18 protein-coding genes and 1 other annotated feature are annotated in these 11634 nt (G+C 45.9%); of the genes, 5 read left to right on the top strand and 13 right to left on the bottom strand.

Translation table 11 applies throughout. The features are described from left to right. Position 1: 1 nt before the first annotated feature. On the bottom strand, positions 2–901 hold the full coding sequence (gene hisG / locus BMX14_RS14090; RefSeq protein ID WP_092677836.1) for an ATP phosphoribosyltransferase: 900 nt from the start codon (positions 899–901) through the stop codon (positions 2–4). Positions 902–961: 60 nt separating this feature from the next. Continuing rightward, positions 962–1081: a sequence feature (His leader region), on the bottom strand. 204 nt (positions 1082–1285) lie between these two features. Here hisG and BMX14_RS14080 point away from each other — a divergent pair. From BMX14_RS14080 to BMX14_RS14070, 4 genes are all read left to right on the top strand, one after another. Next, entirely contained in the window at positions 1286–2116 is an 831-nt protein-coding gene (locus BMX14_RS14080; protein WP_092677974.1) for an SDR family oxidoreductase, read from the top strand. Positions 2117–2352: 236 nt separating this feature from the next. Further along, a complete protein-coding gene (locus BMX14_RS16635; RefSeq protein WP_177173173.1) occupies positions 2353–2526 on the top strand; it encodes a hypothetical protein in 174 nt (57 codons plus the stop codon). Next, complete coding sequence (locus BMX14_RS14075) at positions 2516–3874, top strand: APC family permease (protein ID WP_092677832.1); 1359 nt, start codon at positions 2516–2518, stop codon at positions 3872–3874. The genes BMX14_RS16635 and BMX14_RS14075 overlap by 11 nt, the downstream gene beginning before the upstream one ends. Before the next feature lie 122 nt (positions 3875–3996). After that, complete coding sequence (locus BMX14_RS14070; RefSeq protein ID WP_048912232.1) at positions 3997–4224, top strand: YgdI/YgdR family lipoprotein; 228 nt, start codon at positions 3997–3999, stop codon at positions 4222–4224. A 44-nt stretch (positions 4225–4268) separates the two neighbouring features. On the opposite strand, the gene sbcB is transcribed toward BMX14_RS14070, so the two are convergent. Beyond that, entirely contained in the window at positions 4269–5699 is a 1431-nt protein-coding gene (gene sbcB, locus BMX14_RS14065) for an exodeoxyribonuclease I (protein ID WP_092677830.1), read from the bottom strand. Positions 5700–5875: 176 nt separating this feature from the next. Between sbcB and BMX14_RS14060 the strand changes: the two genes are divergently transcribed. Beyond that, on the top strand, positions 5876–7054 hold the full coding sequence (locus BMX14_RS14060; protein ID WP_092677829.1) for a tyrosine-type recombinase/integrase: 1179 nt from the start codon (positions 5876–5878) through the stop codon (positions 7052–7054). Here BMX14_RS14060 and BMX14_RS14055 read toward each other — a convergent pair. The 11 genes from BMX14_RS14055 to BMX14_RS17060 form a co-directional block, all read right to left on the bottom strand. Further along, positions 7035–7226 carry a helix-turn-helix transcriptional regulator gene (locus tag BMX14_RS14055; protein ID WP_092677827.1) on the bottom strand — a complete coding sequence of 64 codons (192 nt, stop codon included), beginning with the start codon at positions 7224–7226 and terminating at the stop codon, positions 7035–7037. The genes BMX14_RS14060 and BMX14_RS14055 overlap by 20 nt on opposite strands. 257 nt (positions 7227–7483) lie before the next feature. Further along, positions 7484–7717, bottom strand: a complete 234-nt coding sequence (locus BMX14_RS14050) for a DUF4060 family protein (RefSeq protein ID WP_092677826.1) — start codon at positions 7715–7717, stop codon at positions 7484–7486. Between the two features lie 8 nt (positions 7718–7725). Next, positions 7726–8019: a hypothetical protein gene (locus BMX14_RS14045; RefSeq protein ID WP_092677825.1), complete on the bottom strand. Its 294-nt coding sequence runs from the start codon at positions 8017–8019 to the stop codon at positions 7726–7728. A 275-nt stretch (positions 8020–8294) separates the two neighbouring features. Next, positions 8295–8732, bottom strand: a complete 438-nt coding sequence (locus BMX14_RS14040) for a hypothetical protein (protein WP_092677824.1) — start codon at positions 8730–8732, stop codon at positions 8295–8297. 2 nt (positions 8733–8734) lie between these two features. Then, complete coding sequence (locus BMX14_RS14035; protein ID WP_092677822.1) at positions 8735–9133, bottom strand: hypothetical protein; 399 nt, start codon at positions 9131–9133, stop codon at positions 8735–8737. A 41-nt stretch (positions 9134–9174) separates the two neighbouring features. After that, positions 9175–9504, bottom strand: coding sequence for a hypothetical protein (locus BMX14_RS14030; protein ID WP_092677821.1), 330 nt, complete (start codon positions 9502–9504; stop codon positions 9175–9177). Next, positions 9501–10121: a lambda exonuclease family protein gene (locus tag BMX14_RS14025; protein ID WP_177173172.1), complete on the bottom strand. Its 621-nt coding sequence runs from the start codon at positions 10119–10121 to the stop codon at positions 9501–9503. The genes BMX14_RS14030 and BMX14_RS14025 overlap by 4 nt, the downstream gene beginning before the upstream one ends. Continuing rightward, entirely contained in the window at positions 10121–10867 is a 747-nt protein-coding gene (gene bet / locus BMX14_RS14020; protein WP_092677817.1) for a phage recombination protein Bet, read from the bottom strand. The genes BMX14_RS14025 and bet overlap by 1 nt, the downstream gene beginning before the upstream one ends. After that, positions 10867–11187 carry a hypothetical protein gene (locus BMX14_RS14015; protein ID WP_092677815.1) on the bottom strand — a complete coding sequence of 107 codons (321 nt, stop codon included), beginning with the start codon at positions 11185–11187 and terminating at the stop codon, positions 10867–10869. Before BMX14_RS14015 ends, bet begins: the two co-directional genes overlap by 1 nt. 100 nt (positions 11188–11287) lie before the next feature. After that, complete coding sequence (locus tag BMX14_RS16630; RefSeq protein ID WP_177173171.1) at positions 11288–11440, bottom strand: hypothetical protein; 153 nt, start codon at positions 11438–11440, stop codon at positions 11288–11290. A 120-nt stretch (positions 11441–11560) separates the two neighbouring features. Further along, positions 11561–11634: DUF551 domain-containing protein (locus tag BMX14_RS17060; RefSeq protein ID WP_196237604.1), on the bottom strand; the 74-nt coding region annotated here is incomplete at its 5' end.

Here is an 11634-nt window from a genome sequence, read left to right as displayed (position 1 = left end):
GTTACTCCATCATTTTCTCAATGGGTAGGACTAAGATGGAGCTAGCGCCCAGTGCTTTGAGTTTTTCCATCGTTTCCCAGAACAGTGTTTCACTACTCACCATGTGTAAGGCAAGACGCGATTGGTCACCGGCCAATGGCAGTACGGTCGGGCGCTCGGCACCGGGTAACAGGTCGATGATTTGCTCAAGTTTTTCACTCGGCGCGTGCATCATGATGTACTTCGATTCACGTGCCTGAATAACGCCTTGAATGCGGGTCATCAGTCGGTCAACCAGGGCTTGCTTATCATCCGATAACTCGCCTGCGCGTTGGATCAATACGGCTTTAGAACGATAAATGACATCGACTTCACGTAATCCGTTGGCCTCTAGGGTTGCACCGGTAGAGACGAGATCACAGATGGCATCGCTCAGCCCCGCGCGTGGCGCGACTTCAACCGAACCATTTAGTAAGCAAGATTTGAAGGTCAGGCCTTTCGAATCGAAATATTTCTTTAATAAGTGTGGGTAAGAGGTGGCAATACGTTTGGTATCTAAACATTCAGGACCTGTGTAGACACTGTCAGCAGGCATGGCGAGAGAGAGACGACACCCACCAAAATCTAAACGGCGTAAAATCGAGAGTTGAGGGTCCTCACCTTGCGCACGACGCGTTAGTACTTCTTCTTCTAATACGTTCTCGCCGATTATCCCCAAATCCACGACACCATCCATCACTAAACCTGGAATATCGTCATCACGCACTCGTAGAATATCGATAGGCATGTTCTCAGCAAAGGCAATTAAACGCTGTTGTTGTAGATTGATTTTTATTCCACAACGGGTGAGAAGTTCGCGAGATTCATCACTTAAACGGCCTGATTTCTGCATTGCAATACGTAAACGCGTGTTATCCAACATTACACCAATCCTCTTGATTTACTTTTCTGTCTGTCATTGTTTTTGTCATTATTATGGGCATTAAAAAAGCCCCCGGAAGAGCGATCTTCCGGGGGCTTTATACGTTCAAACCAGAGGAAGACCTAATCGTCTTCCAGCCGTCATCGCCTGAAAGACTAGTCAGGATGATGATGGTGATGATGGCGGGTTTGAACAAAATTCATAATTTTCTTCTCCAAGTATTGGAAAAAAGTGATGTTATTTAACCTAGCCGAGTTAATTGACCTTGGCAACCGTTTTTTCGCCACCGAAGCGATTTTTTTACAACAAACTCAGATAACTTTACTGGTGGGCAAAGCAGAGTCGCGCTAACCTTGGACCATGACTTTTGACGGCGAGACCGGTATGAAAAAAATAGCGATTATTGGATTAGGGTGGTTAGGGATGCCTTTGGCCTTGGCGCTCAGCCAGCGTGGCTACGATGTGCAAGGGTCCAAAACGTCTGAAGATGGTATTCTTGCCGCCCGGCGCTGCGGAATTTCTGCGGTTAAATTGATCACTACGCCCGATATTGAGTGCGATTTCGAAGAGCTAGAGCAATTGATGTCGGTGGATACTCTACTCATTACCTTACCCGCATCACGTAGCAGTGAGGGGGGGGAGCACTATGTGAATGCTGTTCAAAATCTGGTCGATACGGCGATAGCCAACGGCGTGAAGCGGGTGATCTTTACTAGCTCAACCTCGGTGTATGGCGATCAGTCAGGTGAAATGGTCGAAGCAAGTCCGCTCCTGCCGGTCACTCCCGCTGGCAAACGCTTAGTCGCCCTTGAGCAATGGCTGCACCAACTACCCGGTATTGAAGTCGATATTTTACGACTATCCGGTTTAGTCGGACCTGATCGACATCCTGGCCGCTTTTTGGCAGGTAAAAAACAGTTGAAGCAGGGAAATCATCCGGTCAATCTAGTACACCTTGACGATGTGATAGACGCTATCACACTCCTTATCGCGTCGACACACTCGGGGACGACCTTTAATCTGTCAGCACATCAGCATCCAAGGCGTGATGAGTTTTATCCGTTTGTCGCGAAGCAACTTGGCGCCGAACCCCCAACGTTTGAGACGATAGATCCGCAAGCCTCTACAGGAAAGTGGGTGAACGGTGAGGCCATTTGTCGAAGTTTAGGGTTCCACTACCGCTATAGCGATCCCTACACTATGCCACTCGGCTAAATGACCTAAAGTAGATAAAGAAAATTCTGAGGTTTTACCCAGAAGGGCTTGTTTTAAAAGCTGGATTTAGGCACAATGCGCGGCCTGCAAAATTCGAGATAACCGACGTAAACTGTTTTAATTAACCGTGCGTCGGTTATTTTTTTGCAGTAAAACTTACTAGTAGTGTTTAATTGGTCGGCCTACGTCGGCTTAGTCACCCTTTCACGCTTGAGCGTATGTTTAGAGGAAAAGTAATGGGGCCATCAACTATTATGCAAGTAGCAGCAGCTGCTCGCTTTCGCGATGACTACGGCGCTAAGGCTATTTCACAGCCTATCAATGTCACTCCTTCCCTCCCTTTGCGGAGTTTCCCTGTGGTGCAGTCCGTGTCGATTGCGGCTATAGGGGGGCAACACCATGCAGACTAATGCATCTCCAGCACAATCACGTGCCAGCTTAAAGAAAACACTGACGCTGTTCCCGGTCGTTATGATTGGCTTAGCCTATATGCAGCCAATGACCTTGTTTGATACTTTTGGCATCGTTACGAATTTAACAGGTGGGCATGTTGCCACGGCATATGCCTTCGCCCTAATAGCGATTCTGTTTACTGCGCTAAGTTATGGAAAACTGGTTCACCGGTTCCCCTCAGCGGGTTCTGCGTACACTTACGCACAGAAATCGATTTGCCCGCATGTTGGTTTCATGGTGGGTTGGTCGTCGCTGCTTGATTATCTGTTTATGCCGATGATTAACATTTTGCTCGCCAAAAGCTATTTTGAGTCACTGATCCCAGGGATCCCATCGTGGATTTTCGTTGTGCTATTAGTTGGCTTTATGACCCTGACTAACCTGAAAGGTATTCGTACGGTTGCTAACTTTAATGGTCTGATTGTTGTCTTACAGATCACGGTAATGTTAGTGATAGTCGCTATGGTCATTTACGGTGTGGCGCATGGCACAGGTGAGGGAACATTAGTCAGCAGTAAGCCATTCTGGACTGAGAATTCGCAGGTGGTGCCGATGATAACCGGTGCGACGATACTCTGTTTCTCCTTCTTGGGCTTCGATGGCATTAGTTCACTATCGGAAGAGACAAAAGACGCTAAGCGTGTTATCCCGAAAGCGATCTTCTTAACGGCGCTGATTGGAGGATTACTGTTCATTGCGGTATCTTACTTCTTACAGCTCTATTTCCCTGATGTGAGTCATTTTAAAGATCCTGACTCTTCACAACCGGAAATTATGCTGTATGTGGCAGGTAAAACCTTCCAATTCGGTATTTTGATTTTCTCTTGTGTCACGGTACTCGCGTCAGGCATGGCAGCCCATGCAGGGGTTTCCCGTTTGATGTATGTCATGGGGCGTGATGGGGTATTCCCTAAACGTTTCTTCGGCTACATTAGCCCGAGATTCCATACGCCGGTCTTCAACGTATTACTGGTTGGCGCTATTGCATTGTTAGCGATTAACTTCGACTTAGTGACCGCCACAGCGTTAATTAACTTTGGTGCGCTGGTGGCCTTCACCTTCGTAAACCTATCGGTGATTTCGCAATACTGGATCCGCGAAAAACTGCGTCGCACGCTGAAAGATAATATCCGCTTCTTGATCCTACCCCTCTGTGGGGCGTTGACGGTCGGTGCGCTTTGGGTGAACTTAGAGAAAAGCTCAATGGAATTAGGCTTAATCTGGGCGGCAATCGGTATTATCTATCTTGCTATTGTCACCAAGGGCTTCCGCCTGCCGGTTCCACAGTATACCGAAGAACGTTAAGCATCATTGCATGACTTGAAAACCGACCTTACGAGGTCGGTTTTTTTTTGCATCCTGCAAAATGTAAAAAAGGGTCTATACTTAAATCGAACTGATAAATTACATATCTCAAGGAGTGTCATATGAAGAAGTTGATTATCCCTGCTGTAGCAATGATCGCGGTTTGTGCATTATCGGGTTGTACACGTACCAGCTATGCAATCCATACTGTTGATGGGCGCACGATAGTCAGCGATGGTAAGCCTAAAGAAACGGATGCCGGCTTAGTGGGCTACACCGATGCAAACGGTGTAAAACAACAGATTAATAAGAGCGAAGTTAAAGTCGTTTCTGAGATCCCTAACAAGTAATTTCGTTCCTCTAATTAAGAAAGCCTGCCTAGCAGGCTTTTTTTTTAACTCAACAGTTCTTGAGCGTAGCGGGCTAAGGCCTGTAACAGGGCAACTTTATCAGGTGATTCTTGATGCTCTTGTAGTAATACAGTGAGCTGCTCAAAATAGTCGTTGACCCTGTCTGGCGTCAGAACCGAGCGTCGGTATTCCATCCAGCGTTGTTGCTCGATCTCATCAAGTGTCCCAGGATAATTTCTTGCCCGAAAACGGAACAGAAGCTCATCGATTCGTTTATCGCTCCAGCGTAAATCCATTGCCGGTAAATGCTGAGGATGGGTCTGACGAATAACGTCCATTGTCTGTTTATCCGCCGTGGAGAAAAAGCCATCATAAAGCTGGTTATCGACATCATGGTTTGCAGGAAAAGGGGCTTTGTCCGCAAACAAAGCGACCACTTTTTCACGGATCTCAGGATGCTGGCGTAACAGTGTTAGATTATTCAAGCAGGTTTGTCGATCAATGCCCAAGCGTGCGGCATCTTCGGGACGTAGTACACTGGCGGGCGCTAAGACTGGACATTTATTGATATGGACTAGCTTTAACGGGATAGGGGCACTATCACCGCGTTCTTCTTTGGTCTGATACAGCTTTTCTCGTAAGGCATCGCTATCGAGAGTAAGGAGTGGCGCGATCTCTCCCGCTAAGTCTACGGTTATCAACGCATTCTTATTATCTGGATGCCAAGCGAGAGGCACAATCCAACTGGTATTCCCGCGCGCCGCGCCAAACATTCCTGACACATGCACTAAAGGTTTCATCTGCGGAATATCAATCAAGCTAGTGAGGCGGTGTTTATTACGATGAGTAAAGAGAAAATCGAATAACTTTGGCTGTTTTTCTTTGACCAGTTGCGCCATGGCAATCGTTGCATAGACATCTGACATCGCATCATGCGCCTGCGTGTGGGCAATGCCGTTCGCTTTCGTGAGATGTTCAAGCTTGAAACTTGGCAAGCCTTGCTCGTTCTCTGGCCATTCAATTCCCTCAGGGCGCAACGCATAACAGGCGCGCATCACATCCAACAAATCCCAGCGAGAGTTACCCTCTTGCCAACTCCATCCATAAGGGTCATGAAAATTACGATAGAAAAGGTGGCGGGTGACCTCGTCATCGAACCGTATATTATTATACCCGATGATGCAGGTATTTGGCTCACTGAACAGATGATGAATACGTTGGGTAAACGCCGCCTCTATCACGCCTTTTTGTTGCGCTTCTTGCGGCGTGATATGGGTAATTAATACGGCCTCTGGTTGAGGAAGATAATCGTCAGCCAATTTGCAATAAAAGACTTCTGGTTCGCCGATCACCGTAAAAGTACTGTCTGTACGCACCCCAGCAAATTGTGCGGGCCTATCTAAGGCAGGATGTGTACCAAAGGTCTCATAATCGTGAAAGAGGAAAGTAGGCTGTACTGTATCGTTGTTTTTCATACATTATCGTCACTATTTGTAGTTTATTGTACAGTTAAATCAATACTTTAACGTACATACTTGTAGCTCTCCGTACACTGTTGTAGTTTTTTGTACATTGTAATCCAGTTTTGTACATGACATATTGCGTACACATTGAGTACATAATTTTATTTTAGTGCGTACATAATATAAAAATGGCAATCAGCGACGTTAAACTTAGAAAACTTCTCGGCAAACCTTATACCGGTCCGGCAGAACTAACTGATGCCGAAGGTCTTGGTGCACGAGTCTCTCCGAAGGGAGTTATTACCTTTCAATACCGTTATCGGTGGAAAGGTTCGGCTCAGCGTATTTCTATTGGTCGCTACCCTTCAATATCACTTCAACAAGCGCGAAACATAGTAGCAGAGTTCAGGGAGCTTTACTTCGCCGGAGTGGACCCTAAGACATCACTTCATAAAGAAGAGGTTAAGTCAGTCACATTAAAAGACTGCCTGATTTACTGGAACGATAACTATGTTACGGCGTCTCTTCGCCCTAAGACTCAGCAACTCTACGAGTCTACCGTTATTAAAATAATGGATGGCGCATTCCCAAGCACTCCGATTGACCAGATAACCACAAGGCAATGGGTGGATTTCTTCACGAAAGAAGAAAAGGCTAATCCTCGCAGAGCAAGACAAGTTCTATCTCAACTCCGATCGGCAATAAGTTGGTGTATCAGGCGACAATATGTTGATAGCTGCGCAATTATGAACATCATGCCGAAAGACTTCGGCGTTGCTTCAGCAGTGGGTGACCGGGTTCTTACTTACACCGAGTTAGCAAAAGTATGGATTGGTATAGAAAGAAGTAGAGCTGCTACGTCGAATAAGCTTCTCCACCAAATGCTCATTTTATGGGGCGCAAGAATATCCGAGTTACGATTGGCTGTGAAAGGTGACTTTAACCTGGAGGATGGAGTTTGGACGGTGCCTGCGGCAAACAGCAAAATGGGTAACACCATTCGCCGACCAATATTTCCACAGATTGAGCCATTACTTGAAAAGGCATTAACTACTTACAAAGAGAACCTTTTCCCTGGTGATGACCTGAGCAAGCCTATAACTATCTCAGCAGCAAATCGGTTTATTGGCAGAGTTAGGGATTCGATAGATATTGATAACTGGCGAACACACGACTTTCGAAGGACCATAGCAACGCGACTATCAGAGGAAGGAGTAATGCCCCATGTCATTGAGAAAATGTTGGGGCATGAGTTGGGCGGGGTTATGGCGGTGTATAACAAACACGATTGGATAGAGGACCAGCGCAAAGCCTATGAACTTCACGCTGAGAGGCTGTTCGAGCACATTAAGAAGCTTTCTGATTAACGCCACCATTGTCGATCCACGCTTGAATGTCTGATGGGCGAAATTGTGAAGGATGGGTGCGAACCGGCTGAGGAAAGTTACGCTCTTTGCGGTACTTCCAAATTGTGTACCGTGAGCGTATGTGTAAGAGGCTCATAACTTCTTTTTCAGTGACTAATTGTTCAATCTGCATAGCATTCTCCTTTACCTTCCCGCAGGCATGACAATGCCGCCGATTATCGGTGCGGGAATAGGGTGGGTTGATTTAAGGGGGGTTATTTGCTGTTAACGTGTGGGTATTTCTTGATAATTTCGGATGCTTTGGACAAGATAACTGGGTCGATATTTTTTTCATTCCTTAGATAACTGCTTACAACTTTATTAAGAATTTCAGCCAGCTCATTACGCTGCTTCAGTATGTGTCGCTCAAGTTCATTAATCATTTTTACCTCATTGCTGATGATGAACTCTGGTTAGGTTCCTGCATCCGGTTATTACTGTTGCGGATATGGTTGTCTTTCTGGTGACTACTTCGATTTGATAATGTCGGTCACGGTAGCCGACTGAATACACGACATGGTGATACTTATTGCCAGTTCCGTACTTCAGTCGATGCTTATCAATTGCTTTACTGGCGACCACGATATGCACTGGTTCGGTATCGCCGCGAATAACCTCACGCATGGCTCCCTCTAATTATCCAAGTTAGGGGCAGGAGGTATTGCTTTTACTCCGCGCAATTTTCTCGCGCCAGCCCACCAAACAACATGGCGAAGGATAAACCCAAAAGCCTTCTTGCATATAACTCCATCCATTTCTACTATTTCGCAGAAGAAAGGGCCATTTGCTATCCATAGTACGTGTCCATTTCGGTGAGCACTATAGATTTGACCATCACACCCATTTACATGGGCAATCCACTCTCCATTTTTAATTTGGCCTATAGCCAACTTGGTATTTTTCAGATACCGAATAAAACTAATCATTCATGTATTCCTTACCACTTCACCACACACAAGCTCATACTTAGGCTGTATATCTTTCATAGCCTCTATCTGATGCTCGCATTGTAATTGGGTGGGGGTAGATTGTGTTATTGAGGGGTAATGCTTGATTGTTGATAATTAGGAATAGGGCGAAGCCGAGAGTCATGTCCTGATATGCCCTCCAATAGCCAGCATAAGAAGAATAAAGGCACAAATAATTCCGGCCCCAAGCAATCCACAGACAATTGAAAAGTTTAATATCGATAAAGTAACCATCACTCCCCCAATCCGTTTAGGTGTTTTATTTCTGCTAGGCACTCATTCCATCCATCCTTTTTACCAGAATGGTAATCGGTATGTTCAGTCCCTTCGTGGTCACCAGGCAACTTAATATCCGGCACTGGTGGGGCGGTGAATAGCATTCTATAAATTACGTTTTCCCCGTCTTTACCAAAAGCTGAAACTGCATCACTCAGCTTTTCTATAGGCGTTGTAGTCCAAACGGCGTTTTCATCCTTAGCCCATTTCCATTGGAAATACTTACACTCTGCCGTTAGTGATGCTAGGGCTATTTCTGTCATTAACTTTGATGATTCAATAGCTCCTCTATCAAAATCGCTTAAGTAAGAAGAAAGCCTGTCTTTATGCCAATCAATAATTGTGCCGTAATATCTAATCAACTCTTCACGCTTCTCTTTTGTTAATGCAATCATAGTTATTCCCCCAATCCGTTTAGGCGTTTGATTTCTGATTCGTACCAACCAAGAGAATCCTCATGATTTCTAGCCCATCCGGGTAATTTATCTCTATCAGGCAACTTAATCTCCGGCACTGGCGATGCGGTGAATAATGGGATGCGCCCTTCATTCGATATCTCATCTGTAGATGAATTCCAAACTCTACCGCAAACTCTTCCTCCTTCACCTGTCATGCTATCAAGCATGTTATGGTGGATGAACACTTTTGGCTCTGCCGTTAGTGATGCTAGGGCTATATCTAGTAATTGCTTGGTCTTGTGAGGCTGAAACGGGTAACCGTACTCAGAAAGTCGGTCTTTTATTTCATCAGCGTGTTCTATTAGAGCAATTTTACGTTCTTGTGTTAATGCAATCATTACTACTCTCCACTATAAGTTAGCCTTCCTTGGCGATGGGGTTATGCCCGGCGTTGTTCTTCGTATTGCAGGTAGTTGAGGATTATCTGTTTCTTTTCCTTATGCATAACACGCTTAGGTTTCTTTTCCAGCGTATAGAGCCTATCCATGGCTCGACCTTCTGTTGGGTATGGCTCACCGAATGAAACCTTGCTGGTTTCACCTCGAAAGCTACCGCGCATGATTGTGTTAATTTGACCGAGGGTTAACTTGAAGTGGTCAGCTAGTTGCTGTCCTGTCTGTGGGCCTTTAGATAGCTTCCATTCTATTTTTTCGGTCATCCCTGACATTGGCCCACCTGCGTTTCTACGAAAGTGGGGTATCTTTTTCATGCCACCTTCCTGTGACTCAGGATTGTAGAGATTTCCTGCTCCATGTCGGATAGGAATGAAGCAATCTCGACCTCTATCTCCTTGACCAGTTCATCATCCTGATGAATTCTTGTCTCGAAGTAAGCTAAGTCCTGCGGTAAACGGTCGTCGTAACTGACAAAATCACACCATTTGCGTCCCGTACACATCATCTGGGCGTGCATTTGCAGGAGATATTCACGCTTTGGTTTGCCAGTTCGCATGGTTTCCAAGTGCGTAGCAGTATTCGGGCATTTGATTTCGATAAGCCCATCATCATTGACTAAGCCATCAGGTGACGCGCCGAATCCATCTATGACAGGGTGGAGGATAAAGCCAACTTCTTTCACCTCAGCATCGAACTGGTTAAGCACATACATTTCCCTCGCCACTGGTTCAAGTTCGGTTCCTCGAATCATCGGGACACTGGTAAACCCCTGTTCAACTTTTCCTGTTAGCCGCTGGCATATCAGTTCCATCATGTAATTTTTTCGACTGGCAGAGTAACCAGACTTTGTTTTTGCCATCACATCGGCAAGTCGACTAGCAGTAATGCGACCGCAACGGGCCGCAAACCAATCATCAGTACGCTGTTCCATTATGCGACCTCCTGATTAACTACCTCACCATCTACCACGCCGCTAGCATCTTCACTAATACGCTTGATGCGCTCTTTTTCGTCATTACCGATGATTGCTCTGTCTGCGGGAGATAGGCTTAGCCAGTGAGACTTGAACACCTCTATTCCAGACTGCGCAGATTTTTCAGCAGCGGAAACTAGCTCAGGTCGCCTTTCGTCTGATTGCTTACCAGCGTCAACGCCCGCTGGCGTTCCTTCGATTACTCGCTCCGCTTCATCCTGGTCAAATATTCCAGCAAAGCCGAATGCCATCCTTGCGCACTGTATAAGTGACTTGTGACGTAACATACGGGTAGGGTGTGACTGCCAAGGCTGGCTATTTCTTTTACACTCGCCCATGTACTCGGTAACGATTGTTGGGTGGTTCCTATCCTTGCGGTAAATCTTACAAGTACAAGCGCCTTCATCCTTGTCGTAATTAAACTCCATGCCATCGAACTGAGGGTGCTCATTGATAATCCTAGCCCATCCATCAACGCCAACCACAGGAACGATTCCCCCTTTATCAGGGAACGCATAAATCTCTTTAGTCCATGGGTTCAGTCCGTACTGGTTTGCAACAATCAGCAGGGCAGTAAACTGTTCATCTGTAACGTTCCCGCCTTTGAATGCTGTATTTTTTAGGGTGCTCATCAACTCTGTGCCAGCTTCCATACCTAGGCGAGTTGCTAGCTTATTTGCCATTGTTGCTAATGCGGTAGTCATTATGCTGCCCCTTGAAAGTCTTTTCTGTGGTCGTAAATTTCAAATGCACGTTCAGCGATAACACGCGACTCAACCATGTCGTAAAGTGATTCAGTGCCTTTATCCTGAGCACCCATGTCGTAATCTTGCAAGTATTGGACGGCCCGCCTGGTGTTATCTGTTTCGTTTAACTTGATGAGTAACTCGAAGATGGGGTTTGACTTGATAGGTTCGATAACTTCGTCGATGCGTTGCTTAATTAGCTCGTTCTCTAGCTCATTGGAGCCTGAGCGCAGAGTTTCGACTATCAGCTTTAGCTCTCTTACTGTTTGCAAGTCCATTTTGACCTCCATAGGTAACTCATTGCCAATGCCCAAAGTTCTTTGTCTTTCGACTCGATAGCCTCTCTACTCATGGCTTGTGCTAACTTGAATAAGTCAATCATGCAAACGCCTCCCGATTAGGTCTTGCCGCGTCATTAACAAAGCGTTTGATGCGGTCTAGTTGAGTTTTAAAGTAAGTGGTAGCAGCGCCAATGACGCCGCTATTGACGTTGATGGTCATTAGCGATACTCCGTTAAGTGTTGTTGTCATATAACCGCCCACTCGTTGAATAGGCGCTGATATGAGGGCGTAAAAAAAGCACCCGTAGGTGCTTAAATCGATTAGGGCAGTATTACCCACATAGCCCATTCTTAAATGAGCTATAGGGGGTTACTCGGCGGGAGGTTCTGGCATGGGCATCCAGTGGGTAACATTAACTATAAAATTGTCTCTATCCTCTTTAG

Source organism: Rosenbergiella nectarea (assembly GCF_900111105.1).
Taxonomy (GTDB): domain Bacteria; phylum Pseudomonadota; class Gammaproteobacteria; order Enterobacterales; family Enterobacteriaceae; genus Rosenbergiella; species Rosenbergiella nectarea.
The sequence above is the reverse complement of the archived record's forward strand: the minus strand, read 5'-3'. Positions and strand labels throughout refer to the sequence as shown.